The sequence below is a fragment of the Aeromonas sp. S13(2024) genome, from assembly GCF_041402405.1.
In the GTDB taxonomy this organism is placed as follows: domain Bacteria; phylum Pseudomonadota; class Gammaproteobacteria; order Enterobacterales; family Aeromonadaceae; genus Aeromonas; species Aeromonas veronii.
Genome location: NZ_JBGLRA010000001.1, coordinates 237,699 through 261,192 on the forward strand (window position 1 = coordinate 237,699; position 23,494 = coordinate 261,192).

The following is a 23,494-nucleotide window of genomic DNA, read 5'->3' on the forward strand; positions in this document are numbered from 1 at the left end:
TGTCGAGTGCAGACGAGGCGGGCCTGGACAGTCCTGCCTCGCGTTTATAAGCAAATAATTCAGTAACCGCCTTTGGCCTCTTTCACCGCCAGCCCCAGCTGCCACACCGCCATTGCGTAGTGGGTGCTGTGGTTGTAGCGGGTGATGGTGTAGAAGTTGGGCAGACCGTACCAGTATTGGTAGCCGGTGCCGACATCGAGGCGCAGCAGGCTCGACTCGCTGTGGTTGCCCAGGCTGCTGGTGGGGGTCAGCCCCGCGCGGCGCAGGGTGGCCACCGGGTAGCGGGTCTGGAAGCCGTGCTCATAGCCGGGCAGCTGGCCCTGACCACGCACCGCCACCGGTTGCCCTTTCTCCCAGCCATGGGCCTTGAAGTAGTTGGCGACGCTGCCGATGGCATCTACCGGCTCCCACAGGTTGGTGTGGCCGTTGCCGTCAAAGTCCACCGCATAGCGCTGGAAGCTGGAGGGCATAAACTGGCCATAGCCCATGGCGCCCGCATAGGAGCCCTTGGGTTCGGTGGGATCCATCCCCTCGTCGCGGGTCATCACCAGGAAGGCTTCCAGCTCGCTCGTGAAGAACTCGGCGCGGCGCGGATAATCAAATGCCAGAGTGGCCAGCGCATCCAGAATGCGGGTCTTGCCCATCACCCGGCCCCAGCGGGTCTCCACCCCGATAATGCCGACGATGATCTCCGGCGGCACCCCGTAGATCTGCTCTGCCCGGTTCAGCTCGCTTGCGTATTCACGCCAGAAGTTGACGCCGTTCTGTACGTTGTCCGGGGTGATGAACTTGGCGCGATAGCGGTTCCAGGCGCCGGTCGGGCCGGTGGGCTTGGCGGTGGTCGGCGCCTGGGCATCCATCAGGCGGATGATCCAGTCGTAACGCTCTGCCTGTGCCAGCACTTGATGCAGCTGGGCGTTGTCAAAACCGTGCTTCTCGACCATCTTCTGGACGAACCTGTCCACGTTGGGGCGATTGGCGAAGTCCCCCTTGCTAACCCCTTGTGTATAAACGGGTTTGCTCGATGGAGCCTGATTGATAAAGGCGCTCTTGGGCTGGGGGACGACCACGGGCTTTGGCGCTGGGGCACTGCTGCAGCCACCGAGCAGGGGGAATAATGACAGAGTGAGAAGAGAGGCAAGGCGACGCATAGGGTTCTCAAAGAGACTGATAAAAGTGTCGTCATGGTAAAACATTGCCATCCCCGTGCAAGTGTTCCGTGCGCCTTGTTTGCCGCCAATTCATCGTGCGATGGATTAGCCCTTCTGTGAGGGCTGTGCTGTTTAGGGCTGTGCTGTTTAGAGCTGGGGGTGACGTAGCGTGTGGTAACCGCTCCAGAGCCGGGTCAGGGTGGTGATGGCGCAGAGCAGGGCAAAGCCGTAGGCGAGCGGGGCGAAGGCGGCGGGCCACAGGCACATCAGCACAAAGAGGGCGATGGTCTCGCTCCCCTCGGTGAGGCCGCCCAGATAGTAGAGGGATTTGTGGTGGTAGACCGGATTGTCGATCCCCCGCTTGCCCGCCATGATGGCAAACGCCAGAAAGCTCGAGCCGGTGCCCATAAAGGCAAACAGCAGGGTGGCGGCGGGCAGCGCATTGGGGGGGGCGGCGAGGGCAAAACCCAGCACCACTGCGGCGTAGAAGATAAAATCCAGCGTGATGTCGAGAAAGCCGCCGCAGTCGGTGATGCCGGTTTCCCGTGCCACAGCGCCGTCGAGCCCGTCCAGCAGCCGGTTGAGCAGGATGGCCACAAGCGCCCATGAATAACAGCCAAAGGCCAGCAGCGGCAACGCCAGCATGCCGATGGCAAAGCCGGTGAGGCTCACCTGATTGGCACTGATCCCGGCGCGGCAGAGCGGTTTGGCAAGCTGGGTGAGGGGGCTGCGGATCACGGGGATCAGATGGCGATCAAACAAGGTGAACACTCCTCGGTTAACAGTGGCATTCGGTGAGGTGGAGTATGGTGCCCGGCGCATCTTCTTCGTCGTGGGTCACCAGAATAGCGGGGATGGCCAGCGCCTTGATCTGCGCGAACACCAGTTCGCGAAAGGCGGCCCGCAGCGGCTTGTCGAGGCGGGAGAAGGGCTCGTCCAGTAGCAGGGCGTCGGGTTTGGCCAACAGCGCCCGCAGCAGGCTGACCCGCGCCCGCTGACCCCCTGACAGCAGCTGCGGCAGCTTGTCAGCCTGATCCGCCAGCGCGACCTGTGCCAATGCGGCCAGTGCCTTTTCCCGCCGCGCGCGTTTTCCCTTGATGGTCGCTGGCATGCCGAACATCAGGTTCTCCGCCACCGTCAAATGGTCGAACAGCAGGTCATCCTGAAACAGCATGCCGATGCGCCTCGCTTGCGCAGGCAAGGCGTTGAGTGGCCGCTCGCCGAGCCTTATCTCCCCCTCAAGCCGGATCGGGCTATTTTCTGTCTGCGCGCCGGGCAGTACCCCGGCCAGCCCCGCCAGCAGGGAGCTTTTACCGCAGCCGCTTGGCCCCATCAGGGTCAATACCTCGCCGGGGGCCACCTGCAGGGCGGGCAGCGAGAGCAGCAGATTTTCATCAAGGTAAAGCCGAAGAGGCGTGGTGCTCAGCATATGGCTGTTTCCATCATGAGAGTTCATCGTGAGCCGCCCCCCTTGAGCGCCGGATTGATCCGCGCCGGCAGCCAGAGCGCCAGCAGATAGATAACGAGCGGCAGCAGCAGTTGCAGCAGGCCGTAGAGCCCCGCCAGCCGCCGGTTTAGGCCGCTGCCGATGGCCACCGCTTCGGTGGTGATGGTGACTACCCTGCCTGCGCCAAAGAGCAGGGTCGGCAGATATTGGGCCAAACTCACCGCCGCCCCGACGCTGAAGGCAAACAGCAGCGGGCGCGCCAGTAGCGGCGCTTTGACCTGCCACCAGGCTCGCCATGGCGTAGCACCCAGCAGCAGGGCGCTCTGGGCGATCCGCGGATCGAACTGGCGATAGGGGCCGTGCAGGCAGAGGTAGACATAGGGAAAGACAAACAACAGCTGGCTCCAGAGCACCCAGCCCCAGCCAATGCCGCTGCTTATCGAGTCATGTGCAAGCCAGTCCAGCCCGAGCCGGATACCAAACAGCAGGCTCGCTTGCGGCAGCAACAACGGCAGGCAGATAAGCCAGAGCGGCCAGGGGCGGCGGCCGGCTTGTGCCTCCAGACTGCACACCGCCATTCCCAGAGCCAGCAAGCCGCTCACCAGCGCCAGCAGTGTGCTGGTTGTCAGCAGCGGCAGCAGGGTTGGCAGCAGATCCAGCCAGTAGTGACTGCTCCACTGGCTGGGCCAGAGGGCGGGAAAGGGCCAGCGGCGCGCCAGTGACCAGAGCAGCAGCGCCGCCAGCACCGCCAGATTGAGGGTGATCAGGGTGAAGGCAAAGCCCGCTGCGAGCCGGTTGGTAAAGAAGTGGGGCGCCGCCCGTTTGCCATCGAGCCAGCAGCCTTTGCCCATCTCTTTATGAAGCCACTCCAGTAATCTGAACAGGGCGATGAGCAGTGCCGTTATGGCGAGCAGCAGCAGGGCGCCGCTGGCGGTGGCGCCGCGCCAGAGCAGGTCCGGATCCTGATACCAGAGCCACAACCGCACCGCTAGCGGGGCGGGGGCGTCGGGCCCGAGCAGCTGGGCGAGATCCACCACCGCCACTCCGTAGGCCGCCACCGCATAAATGGGCAGGCGCAGGGCAGGCCAGAGGGCGGGCAGCAGCAGGCGCCACCAGACCTGGGGGGCGCTGAAACCGAGGCTCGCCCCCAGCCACTGCTGGCGTGCCAGCAGGATGGGTTGCTGCGCGGCCATCGCCATCAGCAGCAAAAAGGGGGTCTCCTTGAAAACGAGCAGTGCAATCAGCCCGAGTCCCCAAGGATCCCGAATGGTTTGCCAATCGGGGGGGAGATCAAACCCGGTCAGCGCTGGCGAGACGAGCCGCAGCAGCCAACCGGAGGGGGCGAGCAAAAAGGCAAAACCGATGGCAAAGGCGACGTGGGGCATGGCCAGCATCGGCGAGAGCAGACGACGGAGCAACCCGAAAGCCCGGCTGTCGCTGTGGGCCAACAGCAGGGCGGTCAACAGCAGGCTGCCAAGGGTTGAGGCGGCGCCAATCCACAGGCTCAGTGCTGCTGAGTGCCAAAGACCGGGTTGGGCGAGCAGCAAGGCGAGATGAGAGGCGGCCATCCCCTCCGCCAGCAGTTGCCACAGTCCCGCCAGCAATGGGATGACGAAGATCGCCAGATAAATGACCGCCATCCCCGCACTCATACTGGGGTGGCGTGTCAACCGGCGCCACGGTCGGGAGCGGGAAAGCGGGTGACCAGAGGCACTCATCAGTGACCGTAACGCTCGGCCCAGGCTGCTTCCAGCTTGAGCTGCCAGCTGGGGTGAGGCTCGGCCACTGCTTTGAAGCGTAGTGCCGGTTGCCCCTTGGCTGAATCAGGCAGGGTATCGGCCCGCAGCACGCTGGGATCACCCCAGAAGGCCGGATTGGCTTTTCGTGCCTGCGCCGCCGGGCTCAGCAGGAAGTTGGCCACCACCTTGGCACCCGCACGGGCGCTGGCGTTGAAGGGGATGGCGAGAAAATGGCTGTTGGTGAGCGCCCCTTTCTCCATGGCGACAGCTTCAACACTGGGGGGCAGGGCGCCAATCTGGGCGGCGCTCTGCGCCTCCTGCGGATTGAAGCTGATGGCCATGGCCAGTTCGCCATCATCAAGCAGCTGGCGGGTTTCGGCGGCGCTGGTGGGGAACAGTTTGCCCTTGCGCCAGAGTGCCGGATGCAGCTCATCGAGCCAGGCCCAGAGCGGGGCGGCCACGTTGGCAAAGTCGCGCTCGGTCGCCTCCCGATAGAGGGGGGCGGGGTCTGGCGTCAACTCCAGCAGGATCTGCTTGAGAAAACTGGAGCCATGGAACTGGGGCGGCTTGGGATAGGTGAAGCGGCCGGGATGGGCCTTGGCCCACGCCAGCAGGGCTGCTGCCGAGCTGGGCGCTCTGGCGACCTCTTCGGTGTCGACCATCAGATTGAGCTGGCCGATGCCCCAGGGGGCTTCCAGCCCTTCTACCGGCAGGGTGAAGTCCTCACTCACCGGCAGGGTGCTGTCTACTAGCGCCATGTTGGGTAGCTCGGCGGTAAAGGGAGCGCCGAGCAGCCCCTGCTCCTTGAGCGCCTTGAAGTTCTCGCCGTTGACCCAGAGCAGGTCGATGGGGCCGCCAGCTTGCTTGCCCGCCTGCTTGTTGGCCAGCAACTGGCTGACGCTCTGGGCGATGTCATCCACCTTCACCTGCACCAGTTTGACCTGATAGTTGCGTGCCAGCTCCTGCCCGGCCCACACCAGATAGGCGTTGATCTCCGGGCTGCCGCCCCAGGCGTTGAAGTAGACGGTCTGCCCCTTCGCCTCCTCAAGGGTCTGCTGCCAATGGTCATTAGGGGTGGCTAACAGCGGGCCGCTGGCCAGCAGTGGCAGGGTGCACAGCAGGGCACTTAGCCGCCGTTTGAGCTGTGAGTTGAGTTGTGAGAATGGCTTGAGCATAAACGTTTCTCTGGTTGTCAGGCGCCACGGCGCCAGCGGTGATAACGGGCCAGCAACGCCAGCACCCGGGTGGGTTGGTGGGCCCGTTTCCATTCACCCGCCACATATTTGTTCCCCTCCATCAGGGTGGGATAGGCGTGAATGGTGCCGAGGATCTTGCCAAGGCCGAGGCGGTGACGCATGGCGAGCACGAACTCGGCGATCCGCTCACCGGCGTGAGTGCCCACTATGGTGGCGCCAAGGATAGTATCCTTGCCCGGCACGGTCAGCACCTCGACAAAGCCGTGGCGCTCGCCATCGGCAATGGCGCGATCCAGCTCGGCCAGCTCGAAGCGGGTCGCCTCGAAGGGAATCCCCTGCGCCTCGGCCTCCTTGCGATTGAGGCCGACCCGGGCAATCTCCGGCATGGTGTAGGTGGCCGCCGGAATGACCCGATAGTCGGCCCGAAAGCGCTTGAACTGGCCAAACAGGGCATTGACCGCCGCATACCAGGCCTGATGGGCGGCAAAGTGGGTGAACTGGTAAGGGCCCGCTACGTCTCCCACCGCCAGTATGCTGGGGAAGTTGGTGGCAAGAAAACCATCGACCGCTATGGTGCCGCGGGGGGCAAGCTCGACCCCCAACGCTTCGAGCCCGAAGCCGCTCACATTGGCGACCCGACCCAGTGCCAGCAGCAGTTGATCCCCTTCCACCACCTGTGTCTCATCGCCACGGCGCAGTTGCAGCCGGATGGGGAGAGCCCCCTCTGCTGCGGGCAGATAGTCGGCTCGTTCGGCGCGCCAGCCGGTGAGTAGCTGCACGCCATCTCGGCTCATTTGCCCAGCTAGGGCGTCGGCTACCTCTCTCTCTTCGCGGGGCAGCAGTTGCTCCGAGAGTTCCACCAAGGTCACGGGAATGCCGAGCAGGGCGAAGCTCTGGGCCAGCTCGCAGCCGATGGGGCCGCCGCCCAGCACCAGCAGGCGGCGCGGCGGGGTGCGTAGCTGCCAGAGGCTATCCGAGGTGAGGTAAGGCACCTGATCCAGCCCCGGCAGCTTGGGCACCAGCGGTCGGGCGCCGGTGGCGATGACGATATGGCGGCTGGCAAGGCGCTGGCCGTTAACCTCCACCTCCCAGGGAGAGACCAGCCGCGCCTCCCCTTCGATGCACTCCACTCCAAGCCCTTGATAGCGTTCGATGGAGTCGTGTGGCTCGACCTCCTTGATCACCTCAGCCACCCGCTCCATCACGGCGGCAAAATCGGCGCGGGAGTGGCTTGGGCTAAAGCCCAGCTCGTCGGCTTTACGCTGCTCTGCGGCAAAGCGGGCGCTTCGGATCAATGCCTTGGAGGGGACGCAGCCGCTGTTGAGGCAATCGCCCCCCATCTTGTGCTTCTCGATGAGCGCCACCTTGGCTTTCACCGCTGCGGCGATATAGCTGGTAACCAGCCCACCTGCACCGGCACCGATCACCAGCAGGTTGTAGTCGTAGCGAGCGGGTTTGCGGTAGGGGGTGAGCAGGCGCCGCTGGGCAAGGTGTGCGGTCAATTTCTTGACCAGCCATGGCATCAGCCCCAGCAGGGTCAGCGCGACCATCAGGCCGGGGGAGAGGATATTGCCGGTGCTGGTTAACTGGCCAAGCTCGCTGCCCGCCAGTACATAGACGAAGGTGCCAGGCAGCATGCCAAGCTGGCTGACCCAGTAGTAGGTGCTGACTCTGATGGGGGTGAGCCCCATCAGCAGATTGACCAGAAAGAAGGGGAAGATGGGGATGAGGCGCAGGCTCAGCAGATAGAAGGCCCCCTCCTTCGCCATGCCGGACTGAAAGGTGGCCAGCTTGTCGCCAAAGCGGACGGTGACCCAGTCGCGCAGCAGAAAACGGGCGCTGAGAAAGGCCAGGGTCGCGCCTATGGTGCTGGCAAAGGAGACCAGCAGCAGCCCCCAGGCGACGCCGAACACAGCGCTGCCACCCAGGGTGAGCAGGCTGGCGCCGGGCAGGGAGAGGGCGGTGCTCAGCACATAGATAAGCACGAACAGCAGGCTGGCCGAGACAAAGTGGCTGTCAACCCATTGCGCCACTGCCGCCTGCTGGGCCTGCAAGGCGTCCAGAGTGAGGTAACGGCCAAGATCGAGGGCAAAAAAGGCACCGATAAGGCTCCCCATCACCAGTGCAAGCAGCAGGCGGGTCCGGTTCATCAGGCGTCCTTGCTGTCAGGCTGGGCAGGGCGCTCCGGTTGCACCGGCAGCTGGCAGAAGCCCTGCGGCGCGATATCGAGGGCGGCGTTGAACTTGGCCGACATGTTCTGGAAGGCGATAAGACCGGTCAACTCCACCATGGCATCGTCATCGAACCAGGGTTTGAGGCGGGCCGCCTGTTCATCGCTGACCCCATCGAGGCCAGTCATCGCTTCGGTGTAGTCGAGCACTGCTTTCTCCCGCTCGTCAAACAAGGGGCTTTCGCGCCAGTTGGCCAGCGCCTCCACTTTCTCGCTGGAACCGGCTCTCTTTACCAGTGTCATGGCGTTGATGTCGACGCAAAAACGACACCAGTTGAGCTGGGAGACCCGCACCGTCACCAGCGAGCGCAGCACGGGGTCGATGGGGGAGCGCTTGCGGTTGATGACGCCGTAGAGGGTGGCGACGGCGGCAAAGAGGCGCGGCGAGCGGCCCCAGCACTTGCCCGGAATAAGCACCTGACCATAGTTGCGCTTTTGCAGCCAGAAAAAGGGGCGGATAAACCAGGCATATTCCCGGTCGGGTTTGACCTCAACGCGCATCAGTTACCTTCTTGTTGTTTCACACTTACGGTTTCAAATTGGGTTTGTAGGCCTGACCGAGGCGCTCGTTCAGGCGGGTCAGGAAATCCTCGATCCGCGCCCGGTTGGTGCCCAGATCACTTTGTCCCTGACGGGAGGCTGATCGCATATCGATGCGGGTCTCTTTGGGGCCAGCAAAGACCCGCAGCGCCACATCATCCTGAAAGCCGAACCAGCCGGTGGTAACCACCGCATCCAGACCGTCGGGGCTGGGTCGTACCTGCCAGCCCAGCTCCTGCATCAGTTCGTTGGCTTCAATCACCACTTCGGCAGGAGAGGCCCTGGTAAAGAGAGGACCGGGTTTTGCCTTAACTGCTTTCAGCGGTGCGCTATTTATTGGCAGATCCTGCGCCGTTCTGAGCTCTGCCGCCCAGCGCAGTTGGGGGGGATTGTAGGGATCTGTGCTCACATCGTTGATCAGCGGCATACGTAGCGCCTGCAGCACAAAGGTCAGCGGTAGCAGCAGTGGCAAGGCGCCAAGGCCGCTGGCATAGCGGTTACGGCTCCAGGGCAGGCGTACCAGCAAGATCAGGGAGACAAGGGCTCCGATGAGACAGATCGCAAAACCGATCCACCAGGGCCAGAGATGAAAGCGGCTGCCGAGGGCGCCAGCGAGCGGGAGTAACCAGGCCAGCAGGGGCCACAAGCAAGAACGGGGCATAGCACGGGATCCATCGTCGAATGTGGACAATGCCGAGAAGGATAAACTTAATTGCCTGATAACGTTAGTAAATTGATGAGAGTTTGGCGTGGTTTTGGTCAGTTTTGCGAGGGGAATGCAGAGGGAGGTGAAGCCCGCCTGACGGGAGCTTCACCGAGAAGATGGTCAGTTGCGATGACTTAGTTGCGATAGAGCACTTTGATCAGATGGAAGCCGAACTTGGTGCGCACCGGCCCCAGCACCTTGAGCAGTTCACCCTTGAAGACCGCATCGTCAAATGCTTTCACCATATCTCCCTTGGAAAATTCTCCCAAATCGCCAAAACGCTTGCCTGAGGGACAGGTAGAGAAGCGCTTGGCCATCTGGCCGAAGTCGGCTCCCTTCTCGATCTTCTCCTTGATCTCCAGACACTGTTTTTCGGTCTTGACCAGAATGTGCTGGGCACAGGCTTTTTTCATCGGGGCGCTCCTGGGAGTGATGGCGAAGGTTGTTAACGCCAAGGGTGGTAGCAAATCGGGGCGCAAGAGTACCCCAATTTGCCACCGGCGTCAGCCATCACAGCCCGCCATTTACTGGCGCACGCCAGCCCTGTTACTGGCGAGCGCGGGTGGCCAGCACGGCGCGGGGACGCGCTTGCCAGATGATCTCCAGCCCGAGCAGGGCGTAGAGGCTCCAGATGGCCAGCGGATTGAGCCACTCTCCTCCCAGTTGCAGGGTCATCAGGGCGCAACCTGCCAGCAGCAAGGTGATACCCGGCAGCCGCCAGTGGACGGGCAGGGGGGCCAGCATCGCCATCGCCAGCAAAATGCCGAGGCCAAACGGCAGGTTCAGGGCGGTAAAGGCCAGCGCCTGCTGACCACTCATGCCGGTTAGCAGGGCCAGCAGGGCGCTGCAACAGGCGAGAAAGGTGATGAACTCGAGACGATCGGCAATATAGTCAGCCATCTGTTCGCTACGTGCATGCATGATGTGTCTCCTTCAGTTGATGGTTCAAGTGTGAGGGAGGGACGTTCGCAAAGGCAGCGGGATAATTCGATTGTGCTGAACGAGCAATTCTTAATCACCCGCTACGTCGGGCTTTGGCGTGTGCCGGGCCTGTTAAACGGTGAGGGTGGGGTGATGCCGACAAACTCTGTCGTGGTGGGTTTCTGGTTGCAAAGAGAGGAGGAGAGGTGACAAATGGTGCCTGATGGTGGGGTGAGCCTTATTCAGGGCAGGTCAATTCGCTTCCATCGGGAAAGCGGGCGGCGTCATTGTCACCAAAATGTGTGATTTGTGGTCAACCTCTTAAAAGATATGGTGAATTTGCCAATGGCGCCGCGCTGTCGCTGGCCGATGCCTATGTTAGGATAAGGTTCGCCATTTTTCTGGCGCGCATTTTTGTGTCACGGCCATGCACTGCATGGCGTGCTGCGTCGCATTCGGGGTTGGCCCGAAAGGGCGCCGATTTCCTTCACCACAGATTCAGGAATATTGACCTTTGACAGGATGCATTTCATCCCTGCTGGCAGGGCGTTCACTGTCTGGCTCTGCCTTTCGCCGCGGCCTGCGGGTTCTGGGGGTGGGCCTGTTGCTGTCGCTGCTGGCTTCGCCCGCGTTTGCTGCCAAGCTCACCTATCAGGTCAAGGGGTTGAAAGGGGAGAACAAGGATAACGTTGAAGCCTACCTTAATGCCCTGCCGGTCTATCAGGAGCGGCAATACCGCCCGGCTCGAGCCAAAATCACCGAGAGCGTGCAAAAGGCGCTGCAGGTATATGGCTACTACCAGCCGAAAATCACCCTGAGTCGCGACAAGAAAACCCCGTCCAAAGTGGTGATTGAGGTAGACAAAGGGGAGCCGGTTATCGTCTCCCGCCTCGATATTCTGCTGGAGGGGGATGCGGGCAGCGACGAGCTTTACAGCGCCCTGCTGGACAAGTTGCCCCTCAAAGAGGGCGAGCCCCTCAACCACGCCAAATATGAATCCATCAAGGCCGATCTGGGCAGCCTCGGGCTGGCCCGCGGTTACTTTGATGCCAAGCTGAGCAAGAGTCAGGTCAAGGTGTTCCCGGACAAGGGGACGGCAGAGATCTTTATTCTGTTCGAATCGGGCCATCGCTACCGTTTTGGCGAGATCCGCTACGATGCCACCCCCGAAGCGCTTCACCTGATCCGCCCGCTTATCAACATCAAGAGCGGCGACCCCTATCTCGCCATCCGTCTGGCCGAGATGTCGCAGGATGTCTCCTCCACCAAGCTGTTCCGTCAGGTCGATATCAAGCCGGTATTAAGCGAGGCGAGCAACTATCGGGTGCCCATTGCGGTGACGCTGGATAACCGGGTCGATCACGAAATCGAGACCGGTATCGGTTACGCCACTGACGTAGGGCCGCGGATGAGTGCCACCTGGGAGAAACCCTGGGTCAACCGCTATGGTCATCGTCTGTTTGCCACCGCCAAGGTGTCGGCGCCGGAGGCAGAGCTCAGCTTCGACTATCAGATCCCGGTGGGCAACCCGCTGCGGGACTACTACTCCATCCAGACCGGTTACCAGTACAAGGACAACAACGATACCCGCTCCGATCTCACCACCATCGGTGTGCACCGCTGGACGCGACGGCCGGAGAGCTGGGATCGGGACGTTTTTATCCGGCTGGAGAACGAGATCTATACCCAGGGCGCCGACGAGGGGAACAGCTTGCTGTTGATCCCCGGGGTCTCCTGGTCCCGGCTGCGGGTGCGCGGCACCCTGGTGCCCGACTGGGGGGACCGCCAGCAGCTGACGCTGGAGTTCTCCGATCCCAGATGGGGTTCCGACATCAGCTTTATGCGGGTGTGGGGGCGCAGCAAGTGGCTGCGAACTCTCGGCGATAACCACAGATTCCTGATGCGGGCCGAGCAGGGGGCCATCATAGGTGACAGCTTCTCGCTGGTGCCGCCCTCCTTGCGCTTCTTTACCGGTGGCGATCAGACGGTGCGCGGCTTTGGTTACGAGAGCATCTCCCCCACCGGGCCGGATGGCAAGCTGACCGGTGGCCGCTACACCAGCGTGGCCAGTCTGGAATACAACTACCGCTTCAGCGAGAAGTGGCTGGGGGCCATGTTTGTGGATGGTGGCACCTCCACCACCGATTACAGCGAGCCCTGGAAAATAGGTACCGGCGTCGGTGTACGCTGGGTCACTCCCATCGGTCAGGTCAGGCTGGATCTGGCGGTCGGGGTATCGGAGGAGGACAAGCCCTTGCGGCTACATTTCGCATTGGGGCCTGAATTATGATGTTGTCTAAACGCTTTTTTCTTTGGCCGCTGCGGCTGTATCTTGCGCGGGGGTCTGCATTGTGATCTGGCTAAAACGCATCTTTCTCTGGCTGATGGGGCTGGTGTTCCTGCTGCTTATCGGCGTCAGCCTGCTGGGCTTTACCCATCAGGGCAACAAGTGGTTGTGGCAACAGGCCAAGGGAGCGCTGCCTTCTCTCAAGGGGGAGCTGGTGGCCGGTCAGCTTGGCTATGGCTGGACCCTGGAAGGGGCCGGCTGGCAGGATGAGCTGGTGGATGTCACGGTGGATCGCGCCGTGCTCGACTGGGATCTCGGCAAGTTGCTGCAGGGCAAGCTCTGGATAAAATCCCTGGTGGTGACTCATCCGGTGGTCAAGGTAGCCGACTCCGAACCTGCGCCGGAAGAGCCTTCCGAACCCTTTGTCTGGCGCCCGCTGCCACTCAAGATCCAGGTCGACAGCCTCAAGGTGGCCGATCTCGATCTGGCGGTGCCCGGCGTGGCAGTGACCCTGGGGTCCCTGGATATCGGCGCCACCCTCAATCGCAAGGGGCTGATTGTACGCGGCCCGGTGCTCGATAACCTGACGGTGACGCTGGATGACGCGGCACCCGCCAGCGCAGCCAAATCTGCCAAGCAGCCGGCCGCTAGCGAGAAACAAGCCGGAGCTGCGGTGGCGCGCAACGACAAGGCCAGCGCCAAGACCGTCAAACAGGGCAAAGGGACGCCTGCTGCGAACACGGCAAAGGCAGCCCCCATTCTCCTGCCCGCCATTCATCTTCCTTTCCCCATCCAGCTGGAAGGGGTCAGCGCGACCCAGGTGCAATATAAGCAGGGCGAGCTGATTGAAGGGCTCGACAAGCTGCTGCTCTCGGCCACTGCTGCCGACGATCGCATCGAGGTGCGCGAGCTCTCGCTGCGCCACGCCATGGCCGATCTGGCGCTCAAGGGCCACATTCAGCTAAGTGATGACTACCCGCTGGCGGTGACCCTGGATGCCAAGGCCCGCAAGGGGTTGCTGGATGGCGAGCTGCAGGGGGGGCAGGCCACGTTGGCGCTGAGCGGTTCGGTCGGCAAGCTGGGGCTGGTGTTGTCAGCCAAGGGGCCGATCGCCGCCAATCTCAAAGGTTCTCTGGCAGCCCTCGACCCGGATCTCCCTTTTGATTTGACCCTCGACTGGAAGAGCCTCGGTTGGCCTCTTCACAAGCCTGCCAAAGATGAGCCGAGCTATCTGCTGGATAAAGGGAGCCTGACTGCCAAGGGCAAGCTCTCCGGCTATCAGTTTGCCCTCAATACCTCCGGCAAGGGAACCGATGTCCCCCCCTTCAAGCTTGCGCTGGACGGGAAGGGGGATCTGGAGCGGCTCAGCAAGATCGCCTTGCAGCTCAATGCCCTCAAGGGGGAGCTCAAACTCGATGGCAAACTAGCCTGGAACAAGGGGATCGAGTGGCAGGGGACCACCCTGTTCAAGGGGATCAATCCGGCCGAGCTGTTGCCTGAACTGAAAGGGACGCTGGCCGGTGAGCTGGAGAGCCGTTTCGTGATGAACGAAGCGGGCCACTGGGAGCTGAAACTGCCCAAGCTCAAGGTGGATGGCAAGCTCAACCAGTACCCGCTGGCCCTCAAGGGGGAGCTCAGCGGTAACGACAAGATGGAGTGGCAGATCCCGGCGCTCTCGCTCCAAAGTGGCCCGAACCAGTTGCAGGCCAAGGGCAGCATCAGCACTGCCCAATGGAAGCTCGATGCCAACCTGCAGGCTCCCCAGCTGGGGGGTATCTATCCCGGCCTGAAAGGGGATATCAAGGGGCAGGTGAAGGTCAGTGGCAATCAGCAGACGCCAAAAATCGATGCGGATCTGGCCTCCGAGCGGCTCTACTATGCCGGCACCGACCTGAAGGGCATTAGCCTCAAGGGTAATGCGGTGATCGGTGCCAAACCGGCCGGTGAGCTCTCGCTGTTGGTGGCGCAGTTGAAACAGGGCGAAACCAAGCTCAGCCAGCTGGCCCTGAACCTCAGCGGCGATATCAGTCAGCATCTGTTGACCCTGACCATGAAGGGTGACCCTGTTGCGGCCAACCTCAAACTGGGTGGCGGCGTGCGCGGGGATCACTGGCGCGGGGCGCTCTCCGAGTTGCGGCTGAAAACCCCGCTGCGCCGTTGGGACTTGAGCTCCCCGTGGGCGCTGGATCTCGATCTGCCGCGTCAGCGGCTGGCGATGGGGGATCTCTGCCTCGGCTCCCAAGGGGCCAGCCTATGCGTCAAGGGGAGTCAGGTCTCCGCTGCGCAGGGCACCCTGGAGTTTGCCCTGAGCGAGTTTGATCTCAAGCGGCTGCGCCCCTGGTTGCCGGTCAACTTCCGCTGGCAGGCGATGCTCTCGGCCGATGGGCGTGCCAGCTGGCGTGGCAATCAGCCGACCCTGCATGCGGTGGTACGCACCACGCCGGGCACTTTTGTGGCAGATGGTCTAAAGACCGACTATCAGCAGCTGGCACTGGCCCTGGATTTCGAGCGGCAGCAGGCGGCCATTCGCCTCGATTTTGCCTCCAAACAGATCGGCAATATCGATACCGATCTGCTGATCAGGGAGCCCGCCGGTCGCGGTCTGCTCGGCGGTCAGCTCAAGTTTGACGATCTCAAGCTCAATACTTTTGCGCCGCTCATCCCTGAGGTGCGCTCCCTGCAAGGGATCATCTCCGCCGATGCCCGTTTCGACGGCACCCTAGCGGCGCCCCTGCTGTTTGGCCAGCTCAACCTGCGTGACGGTGAAGTGCAGACCCACTCTGACATGGTGACCCTGACCAAGCTGGTGACCCGCCTCAAGATCGAGGGAAATCGCGCCGAGCTCGATGGCTCCATGCTGGTGGGCAAGGGACCGCTGGCGTTGGGCGGCTGGCTCAGCTGGGCCAAGATGCCGGTCAGCGGCAGCCTCACCATTCAGGGCAAGGATCTGGAGGCGCAATATCCAGGCATGGGCCGGGTCAGAGTCTCGCCCGATATCGCGGTGTCGCTGGGGGAGGAGACCCGCATTACCGGTCAGGTGGATATTCCCTGGGCGCGCATTCTGGTCAAGAGCCTGCCGGATTCGGCGGTGGCGGTCTCCGACGATGTGACCGTGGTCTATGACGATCTGCCCCCGGCTCCCAAGCAGGCCAGTCTGCCGCTGGCGATGAAGGTGGCGATCCGCCTTGGCAACGATGTGAAGCTCGATGCCATGGGGCTGAAGACCGATGTCTCCGGTGGCCTCAATATCCGTCAGGATCCCGAGAAGCCGCTGGCTGGCAATGGCCAGCTGGTGCTCACCAACGGCCGCTTCAAGGCCTATGGTCAGAACCTCATCATCAAGGAGGGGCGGATCCTCTTCTCCGGTCCGCTGGATCGGCCCTTCCTCAACATCGAGGCCAACCGGGATCCCGATACCATAGAAGGTCAGGTGACGGTCGGGGTGCGGGTGACCGGCCCTGCCAGCAAGCCTGAAATCACTGTCTATTCCGAACCGCAGATGGCGCAGTCGGAACAGCTCTCCTATCTGCTGCGTGGCAAAGGGTTGCAGACTGGCGGTGAGGATGGCGGTTTCAACGGTCTGCTGGTGGCCGGCGCGGTGAGTCAGGCCAATGGCGTGGTGTCGAGTATCGGCGAGTCGCTGGGGATGAGCGATGTCTCTCTCGATACCGCGGGCAGTGGCGACAACACCCAGGTGACCCTGTCGGCCTATCTGCTACCGGGCTTGCAGTTCCAGTACGGGGTCGGGGTTTTCAGCCCCATCGCCGAATTCAAGCTGCGCTACGAGGTATTGCCACGGCTCTATCTGCAGGCGATGAGCGGGGTGGCTCAGGCGGTTGATATCTTCTATCGCTTCACCCTGTAACGCTTCATCCCGTAACTGGGCTGATATGAACGTAAACGGGAGGCGCAGGCCTCCCGTTTTTTATTGCGCGATCGGCAGCAGGCAAACGGCGATAAGGCACTGGAGTGCAGAGAAATAACGGATTGGGCAGACCAGAAATGCGAAAACCCGGCGCCAGGCCGGGTTTTCTGAATGATGGTGGAGGGAGAAGGATTCGAACCTTCGAAGGCAGAGCCGTCAGATTTACAGTCTGATCCCTTTGGCCGCTCGGGAACCCCTCCACAAGTGCGAGGCGCATACTAACAGATCTTCCGGTTTTGTGAACCCCCAAGCAGGATTTTTCCATTAAAAGAATTGGATTTGTGGCCGATAACCAGTGAAATAGCCATTTTCGAGAGTTATCTCATGCTGCCCAGTTCAATCCGTAATCACCTGCTCGTCGATGAGGGCCAGTTGGGGCAGCGCCTCAACCGTGACCTGCAGCATGGCGATCGCGCTGATTTCCGGTTGCATCTGGCCCTGCTGACCGACGCGGTGGAGGAGCAACCCTGGTTTGATGCCAAACCGGCGGCCACTCCCCAGAGCCGTGACTGGCGTCTGCACTTTGCGCTGAGACCGGCAGAGGTGCTGGTGGCTGAAGGAGCGGGGAGTGACTGCAGTGCCATCAATGAGCGGTTGCAGCAAGGGGGAAGCATGGTGGATGTGCGGCTCTGGCTGGTGCTGCAAACACCGCCGCTGGCGGTCAAGCAACCCTTGTTGGATGAGGCTGTCTACGACAACCTGTCGCCGCTGGCGCGGGAGCGGTTGCAAGGAAAGCTGGCCGATATGCCACGCCAGGAGGATCCGCTGGTATTGCTGCCGATCCTCGACCGTTTGCAACAGGGGGTGGATACCCGGTTGCACTGGCTCAGTTGATGGCGCCTGTTCACTGGTGTAATGCTGTGCTTGTCGGGAGATCACAGGCAACAAAAAGGCGGGTGACCCCGCCTTTATGCTCTTTGGAATTTTTAGCCTTGCGGCATGCTATCAAGCGTCAGCTTCATCCGGTTGCGGCTGCTCTTTGAGCGCGGCATTGGCACGACGGGCAATCGGCTTTTCGGTGTGACGGTTGAGTTGGCGCTCCAGTTTTTGCCCCAGTTCGTTGATGGCGGCGTAGAGATCCTCATGCTCTGCCTGGGCAAACAATTTGCCGTTGGGGATGCCAGCACTGGCTTCGACAGTGAACATCAGACGCTCTTTGGAAACAATCACATGGGGTGTGATGAGAGGCACCTGAAGACGTTCGAGCTTTTCAAAACGGGATTCGATGCGCTCGCGGATAGCCGGGGTGATGTCGATGATTTTGCTGGTAATTTCGATTTTCATATTGGCCCCCTTCGGGTCGTCTTGCTTGTGTCTTCACCTTCAGATTACTCATTGGTAAAGATTGAAATGTGATCCATATCACATAACCTTCCCTTGGCTATTCAGCAACTTATAAATTGTGATCTTTTCCGGTTTCGTGCCAAAAACAGCTTGAGCTCCATGAAACTGGCAGGCAGTATGACGGGAATAGGATCGTTTCTGTCCCTTCTTGGCAGCACTTCGTGTCGACCTCATGTCCGGTTTCCACTGCTTGATATCGCATGTTTGTACTCTTCCCTCGCAACCTCTGATCTGATGAGCGGATGCAGGGGGCGTTGCTATGCCTGATTGGACATCAAACGTGGTTGGTTGTTGTGTTGGAGTGGTAAATGAAGCAGCAGGCCACGCAAGTCATGTGGTTTTTCGATCGGCAACATGATCAGTGGAGCCTCTCTGATCAGGGGGCCTACCAGCAGTGGCAAGGGGAGGGCAATCATCCCTGGGCCGCTCGCCTGTTACCGGAAGATGAGGCAGGCTTTGCCGATTTTCTTGTCCGGCTTCATGAATCACATCTGCCTGAACAGTTCATCGGTCATCTGAAAGATGATCAGGGGCAGCTCAACCATGTGCTCTGGAGTGGCCAGTTTGTGCCCACCCAGCAGATCTGCTGTGGCTGGCTGGCCCCTCTTGATACCGCCAACAGTGCGGTCTCCTCTCTCAATCTCTCTTTGCCGTTGCTGCAAACCACCCTGCTCACCCAGTTGGCGCAGGCGCTCTCTGCCCGCACCGGGCTCGATTTTTTCAATACCCTGGTCAGCCAGCTGGCCCATATCCTCAAGGTGGATGCGGTCTGGGTGGGTGAGTTGTGCGGTGCCGACCGGGTCAAAGTGCTGGCCGCCGACGGGCTGGCGCAGAAGGACTATCCGCTGGCGGGCTCCCCCTGTCAGGAGCTCTACAAGCAAGGGGCCATCTGTTTCGAGGTGATCGACGAGTCGCAGGAGTATCAACCCTGGCTGGCGGCCGGGCAGACTTATTATGGTCAGCCGCTGTTTGATGCCAGAGGCCAACTTCTGGGCCATCTGGCGCTGCTCTATTCGGCCCCGGCAGATACCAGCAATCTCACCTCGGTGCTCAATACCTTCTCGGTACGGATGGTGGCCGAGCTGGAGCGATTGCAATCCGATGCCCAGATGCGCCTCTCTGCCGTTGCATTCGAGACCCACGAAGGGATCATCATTACGGATCCGGGGTTCAAGATCCTGCGGGTCAACAATGCCTTCAGCCAGATCACCGGCTTTGACAGCCAGTCGGTGCTGGGCCTGCATCTGGAAGAGGATCTCTGGCCAAATCTGGGTGGGCTCGGTTACGAGCTCAATACCCTCAGCCGCTGGCAGGGGGAGACCCAGCGTCGCCATGTCGATGGTCACACCTATCCCCAGTGGGAGATAGTGACGCCGGTGCAGGATGAAAAAGGGGTGATCAGCCACTTTGTCATCTGCTTCGAGGATATCTCCGAGCGCAAGGCGGCCGAGCGACGCATTCAGGATCTCGCCTATTACGACGAGCTGACCGGATTGCCCAATCGTCGTCAGCTCCACGAGACCTTGGTGCAGACCTTCAACGAGGCGACCCGCGATGGCTTGATTGGCGCCCTGCTCTTTATCGATCTCGATCACTTCAAGACCATCAACGACTCCCTCGGCCACGCCACCGGTGACTGGCTGCTCAAGGAGGTCGCCGCCCGTCTCAAACGGTTGGTGCGACAGGGGGATTGTCTGGCCCGCCTCGGCGGTGACGAGTTTGTGTTGCTGCTGCCATCGCTCTCGGCCAGCCCGCCCCAGGCGGAGATGCAGGCCGATATCATTGCCGAGCGGCTCATCACCGAGATTGCCGCTCCTTATACCTATGTGGGGCAGGTGCTGCACATCGGTGCCAGCGTTGGCATTACCCTGTTTCCGGATCGGGAGCAGGGGGTCGATGATCTGCTCAAGCAGGCAGATACCGCCATGTATCAGGCCAAGTCCGCTGGCCGCAAGACCCGTCGCTTCTTCGATGCCTCGATGCAGCAGCAGGCGGATCGCCGTCTGCTTATTCACAACGAATTGCGCAACGCCCTCAGCCAGCAAGAGCTGACCCTCTACTATCAGCCCCAGCACATGGTCGATGGCGGCGATATCATCGGTGTCGAGGCGCTCATTCGCTGGCAGCCGGCCGGTCGCTCGCTGGTCTCGCCGGCAGAATTTATTCCCATTGCCGAGGAGACCGATCTGATTGTCGATATCGGCAACTGGGTGCTGCACGAGGCGTGCGCCCAGTATGTGCTGTGGGAGGAGAACGGCATCCATATTCCGCAGATCTCGGTCAACGTCAGTGCCAAACAGTTCCATGCCACCGATTTTGTCGAGCGGATCCACGATGTGTTGGCACAAACCGGCATGGATCCGGCATGCCTCAATCTGGAGATCACCGAATCCGTGGTGCTGGGCCATGCCGAGGACACCATCAGCAAGATGACCGAGCTCAAGGAGCTCGGCATCAGCTTTGCCATCGACGATTTTGGCGCCGGTTACTCCTCCCTGAGCTACCTCAAGCGGCTGCCTGCCGATGAGCTCAAGATCGACCGCTCCTTCATTCAGGACATCCCGAAAGATGGCGACAACATGGCCATCGTCGAGGCGGTGATCGCCATGGCGCGACATATGGGCTTTAACGTCACGGCGGAAGGGGTGGAATCCCGTCAGCAACTGGAGTTTCTCAAGGCGCAGGGGTGCAGTTTCTATCAGGGCTATCTCGCCTCCAAGCCGCTGCCGGTGCCCTATCTGGAGAAATATGTACAGCGGCTGACCAGACCGGAGCAACTGCGTGAAATGCAGCTGAGCGAGTCAGAAAAATAGTCCCTGCTCCCCGCTGTAGCGCTGCTCGGCAACGGGTAGAATGAGAGGCAGTAGACCCACCGCCACCGGGCGGTGTATTGCCTTCAATGGAGATGTTCAGTGAAAGCTGTATGGGGAATTGTTTTGTCGGCGCTGTTTGTGCCGACCCTGATGGCGCAGACTGCCGACCAGACGCTCTACCGTCAGGCGTATGACGCCGTACGGGCCAATGATCAGGCCCGTTTCCAGCAAATTCGTGCCCGTTTGACCCATTACCCCCTGCTCCCTTACCTCGATTACTATCAGCTCGCCTTTCGTCCGGGGGCAGCCGATTACAACGATGTGACCCGCTTTATCCGCCAGCATGGAGATACCCCCCAGTCCAACAGGCTGGAGCGCAGCTATCTGACCTATCTGGCCCAGAGCCAGCAGTGGTCGCAGTTCCTGCGCTTCTATCCGGCCAAGCCGAGCTCCACCGATCTGCTCTGCATGCACTATCAGGCGCTCTATTACACCGGCAAGCCGAAAGAGGCGTTGCAGGGGGCGGGCAAGATCTGGATGAGCGGTCAATCTCGCCCCGATGCCTGCTCCCCGCTGTTCCAGCTGTGGCAGGCATCCGGTCAGCGAACCCAGGAGAAGATCTGGCAGCGGATGACGCTGGCGTTCGAGGCGGAAAACCCCAATCTGATCCGCCACCTTGGCGCAACCCTGGGTAGCGGCTTGCAAAGCTATGGCGATCAGATGGTGACCCTGTTCGAGCAGCCCGCCAAGGCGATGAACCCGGCCTATTTCAGCAGCAACCCCTATTCCCGCAAGCTGCTCTCCCTCGGTTTGACCCGCTATGCCAATCAGGAGCCGGAGTCGGTGCTGCGTCAGCTTGCGCTGTTTCGCAGCCGTTTCGGCCTGACCCAGGCCGAGGTGAAACCGGTAGAGCGTGCCATTGCCCGCCGCCTGCTGCTGGATCGCTCCATAGCCCAGCGCAGCTGGGTCGACAGCACGGTGAAAAAGCTGGCGGATCCCGACATTACCGAGCTGCGGGCGCGACTGGCCATCTGGGAGCAGGATTGGCGTGGCCTCTCCGGCTGGGTGAAGATGATGCCGATGGCCCGTCAGAAAGAGGATCGCTGGCGCTACTGGATGGCGCGCTCCCTTGAGGTGCAGGGGCAGCAAAAACCGGCGCGGGATCTCTATCTGGAGACTGCCAACCTGCGTGGTTTCTACGGCTTTATGGCCGCCCAGCGCACCGGTGTGCCCTATCGCATCAAGAACCAGAGCGTCAAGCATGTTCCGGACTGGCGCACGGCCAGTCAGCGCTGGCCCTTCCTGTTGCGGGTGCGTGAGCTGCTGTCGATGAACGAGATTGCGGCGGCCCGCTCGGAGTGGATCCACAACATGGATCGCAATCCGGTGGCCCAGCGCATCGAGTTTGGTCATATCGCCCTCAATCAGGGCTGGCACGAGCTGGCCATTCTCGCCAGCATTCGCGCCGAAGCGTGGGATGCCCTCGACCTGCGCTTCCCGCTGCCGCTCAAACGCACCTTCTCCCAGATGGCGCAAGAGCGCACCATGAACACCAGTTTGCTCTATGCCATCTCCCGTCAGGAGAGTGCCCTCTATCCGCTGGCCCAGTCGCCGGTGGGGGCGCGCGGTCTGATGCAGCTGATGCCTGCTACTGCCAAAGAGACTGCCGGCAAGCTGGGGGTGCCCTATCGCAACGAGCAGCAACTGTTTGATCCGACGATGAATATTCGTCTGGGGAGCGCCTATCTCAAGCGCTTGCTGGATGTCTATGATGGCAACCGGATCCTGGCGGCCGCCGCCTACAACGCCGGGCCGGGACGGGTAAAACGCTGGCGAGAGCAGAGTGACAACAAGCCGATGGACGTGTGGGTCGAGAGCATCCCCTACAAGGAGACCCGCAACTACGTGCAAAACGTGTTGTCGTTCGATCTTATCTATCAGCACAAGCTGCAGCAGCCGCTGCGCTTCATGTCAGAGCGGGAGCTCAATCACGCCTATTGAGTCGGGGGCCGCCAGCCGGCCCCTGTTTTCAAATTTCCCTGCTGCCGGGTATCATCGGGTAAGGTTTTGTTACCAAAGGAAACATGCCTGGTGACCTGGCTCCGGGAATTGCATCAGGCCGCAGGGTATACTCGGGCGTCGGCACCGACAGGTTCCCCCACAATAAAGGAATGGATAGTGGCAACGATTAAAGACGTTTCTCAGCTGGCAAATGTGTCTATCTCCACCGTGTCGCGGGTTATCAACAACACGGCACAGGTAGCACCGGAAAAGCGTGAGGCCGTACTGGCGGCCATGAAGGAACTGAATTTTCGACCCAACAGTTTTGCCCAGGCACTGGTCAGCAAGCGTTCCAACTGCATTGGCGTGCTGGTTGGCGACCTCTGCGGTGGCCCCTTCTTTGCCCAGATGATGCGTGGCATCGAAACCATGGTCGATCAGGCCAACAAGTTCACCATCGTCATGTCTGGCAACCACGATATCGCGCGCGAGCGTCACGCCATTCAGGCGCTGCTGCAGCGCCAGTGCGATGCGCTGATCCTCCACAGCAAGGCGCTTCCGGACGAGGAGCTGAGCGAGCTGGCGGCTGGCTCTACCCCCATCGTGTTTATCAACCGTCAGGTGCCGGGCGCGGAAGATCGCTGCGTCTGGCTCGATAACCAGGCGGGGATCACCACCGCGTGCCAGCACTTGCTGGATGCCGGTCATCGCAACATCGCCTTTATCACCTCCGATGATGAAGAGTTTGTCGATGGTCAGCAGCGGATGGCCGGTTACACCCAGACTCTGGCGAGAGCCGGGATCGCCTTTGATCCTGCTCTCGTCAGCCGCGCCTATGCCGACGAAAATGGCGGCTATGTGGCGATGAGTGAATTGCTGGCCCGTGGTGTCGAGTTCACGGCCGTGCTCGGTTTCAACGACGGTATGGTGGCCGGCGCCATCTCTTGCCTGCTGGAGCGGGGTTACAAGATCCCGCAGCAGGTATCGGTGGTGGGGTTCGACGATATCCCCTACGCCCGCTACATCTATCCCAAGCTCACCACGGTGCGCTACCCCATCGAGGAGATGGGCAGCCGTGCAGCCGAGCTGGCGCTGCGTCTGCTCGATCACAAGCCGGTGGACGGCCTGGCGCTCAAGTTTGAAGCCCAGCTGGTGGAGCGTGAGTCAGTCGCCTGATGTGTGGCGAGAGGTTCA

At 61.2% G+C, this 23,494-nt stretch carries 17 protein-coding genes and 1 tRNA gene; 6 read left to right on the forward strand and 12 right to left on the reverse strand.

Annotated features, from left to right (window positions below; translation table 11 throughout):
• Positions 1-59 precede the first annotated feature (59 nt).
• The 10 genes from mltB to ACB042_RS01145 all read right to left on the reverse strand — a co-directional run bounded on the left by mltB (position 60) and on the right by ACB042_RS01145 (position 9,930).
• Positions 60-1,151, reverse strand: a complete 1,092-nt coding sequence (gene mltB, locus ACB042_RS01100; RefSeq protein WP_279489375.1) for a lytic murein transglycosylase B — start codon at positions 1,149-1,151, stop codon at positions 60-62.
• A gap of 147 nt (positions 1,152-1,298) precedes the next feature.
• Complete coding sequence (locus ACB042_RS01105; protein ID WP_279489374.1) at positions 1,299-1,913, reverse strand: CDP-alcohol phosphatidyltransferase family protein; 615 nt, start codon at positions 1,911-1,913, stop codon at positions 1,299-1,301.
• A gap of 16 nt (positions 1,914-1,929) precedes the next feature.
• Positions 1,930-2,580 (reverse strand): ATP-binding cassette domain-containing protein, encoded by a 651-nt coding sequence (locus ACB042_RS01110; RefSeq protein WP_144712453.1) that lies wholly within the window; start codon positions 2,578-2,580, stop codon positions 1,930-1,932.
• 23 nt (positions 2,581-2,603) lie between these two features.
• Positions 2,604-4,238 (reverse strand): ABC transporter permease, encoded by a 1,635-nt coding sequence (locus ACB042_RS01115; RefSeq protein ID WP_247822447.1) that lies wholly within the window; start codon positions 4,236-4,238, stop codon positions 2,604-2,606.
• A gap of 77 nt (positions 4,239-4,315) precedes the next feature.
• Complete coding sequence (locus ACB042_RS01120; protein WP_168769875.1) at positions 4,316-5,512, reverse strand: ABC transporter substrate-binding protein; 1,197 nt, start codon at positions 5,510-5,512, stop codon at positions 4,316-4,318.
• 17 nt (positions 5,513-5,529) lie between these two features.
• Positions 5,530-7,683 carry an FAD-dependent oxidoreductase gene (locus ACB042_RS01125; RefSeq protein WP_120415250.1) on the reverse strand — a complete coding sequence of 718 codons (2,154 nt, stop codon included), beginning with the start codon at positions 7,681-7,683 and terminating at the stop codon, positions 5,530-5,532.
• Positions 7,683-8,264 (reverse strand): carboxymuconolactone decarboxylase family protein, encoded by a 582-nt coding sequence (locus tag ACB042_RS01130; protein WP_021231092.1) that lies wholly within the window; start codon positions 8,262-8,264, stop codon positions 7,683-7,685. The genes ACB042_RS01125 and ACB042_RS01130 overlap by 1 nt, the downstream gene beginning before the upstream one ends.
• Before the next feature lie 25 nt (positions 8,265-8,289).
• A complete protein-coding gene (locus tag ACB042_RS01135) occupies positions 8,290-8,964 on the reverse strand; it encodes a DUF1499 domain-containing protein (protein WP_371177605.1) in 675 nt (224 codons plus the stop codon).
• A 179-nt stretch (positions 8,965-9,143) separates the two neighbouring features.
• On the reverse strand, positions 9,144-9,422 hold the full coding sequence (locus ACB042_RS01140) for a peptidylprolyl isomerase (protein ID WP_040066119.1): 279 nt from the start codon (positions 9,420-9,422) through the stop codon (positions 9,144-9,146).
• A gap of 133 nt (positions 9,423-9,555) precedes the next feature.
• Complete coding sequence (locus ACB042_RS01145) at positions 9,556-9,930, reverse strand: hypothetical protein (RefSeq protein WP_005350568.1); 375 nt, start codon at positions 9,928-9,930, stop codon at positions 9,556-9,558.
• A 514-nt stretch (positions 9,931-10,444) separates the two neighbouring features.
• Between ACB042_RS01145 and ACB042_RS01150 the strand changes: the two genes are divergently transcribed.
• On the forward strand, positions 10,445-12,220 hold the full coding sequence (locus tag ACB042_RS01150) for an autotransporter assembly complex family protein (protein WP_100646312.1): 1,776 nt from the start codon (positions 10,445-10,447) through the stop codon (positions 12,218-12,220).
• Between the two features lie 61 nt (positions 12,221-12,281).
• Positions 12,282-16,082, forward strand: a complete 3,801-nt coding sequence (locus ACB042_RS01155; protein ID WP_371177606.1) for a translocation/assembly module TamB domain-containing protein — start codon at positions 12,282-12,284, stop codon at positions 16,080-16,082.
• 175 nt (positions 16,083-16,257) lie between these two features.
• Here ACB042_RS01155 and ACB042_RS01160 read toward each other — a convergent pair.
• Positions 16,258-16,342: transfer RNA gene (locus ACB042_RS01160), tRNA-Tyr, on the reverse strand.
• A 124-nt stretch (positions 16,343-16,466) separates the two neighbouring features.
• On the opposite strand from ACB042_RS01160, the gene ACB042_RS01165 reads away from it, so the two are divergent.
• Complete coding sequence (locus tag ACB042_RS01165; RefSeq protein WP_157161075.1) at positions 16,467-16,976, forward strand: VC2046/SO_2500 family protein; 510 nt, start codon at positions 16,467-16,469, stop codon at positions 16,974-16,976.
• A gap of 111 nt (positions 16,977-17,087) precedes the next feature.
• Here the strand turns inward: ACB042_RS01165 and hpf are convergent, their stop codons facing one another.
• Positions 17,088-17,426, reverse strand: a complete 339-nt coding sequence (gene hpf, locus ACB042_RS01170; protein ID WP_005334257.1) for a ribosome hibernation-promoting factor, HPF/YfiA family — start codon at positions 17,424-17,426, stop codon at positions 17,088-17,090.
• A 368-nt stretch (positions 17,427-17,794) separates the two neighbouring features.
• Between hpf and ACB042_RS01175 the strand changes: the two genes are divergently transcribed.
• From ACB042_RS01175 to ACB042_RS01185, 3 genes are all read left to right on the forward strand, one after another.
• Positions 17,795-20,299 (forward strand): bifunctional diguanylate cyclase/phosphodiesterase, encoded by a 2,505-nt coding sequence (locus ACB042_RS01175; protein ID WP_021231088.1) that lies wholly within the window; start codon positions 17,795-17,797, stop codon positions 20,297-20,299.
• 99 nt (positions 20,300-20,398) lie between these two features.
• Complete coding sequence (locus ACB042_RS01180) at positions 20,399-22,300, forward strand: transglycosylase SLT domain-containing protein (protein ID WP_040066126.1); 1,902 nt, start codon at positions 20,399-20,401, stop codon at positions 22,298-22,300.
• 177 nt (positions 22,301-22,477) lie between these two features.
• Positions 22,478-23,476, forward strand: a complete 999-nt coding sequence (locus ACB042_RS01185; RefSeq protein ID WP_005350588.1) for a LacI family DNA-binding transcriptional regulator — start codon at positions 22,478-22,480, stop codon at positions 23,474-23,476.
• Positions 23,477-23,494 lie beyond the last annotated feature (18 nt).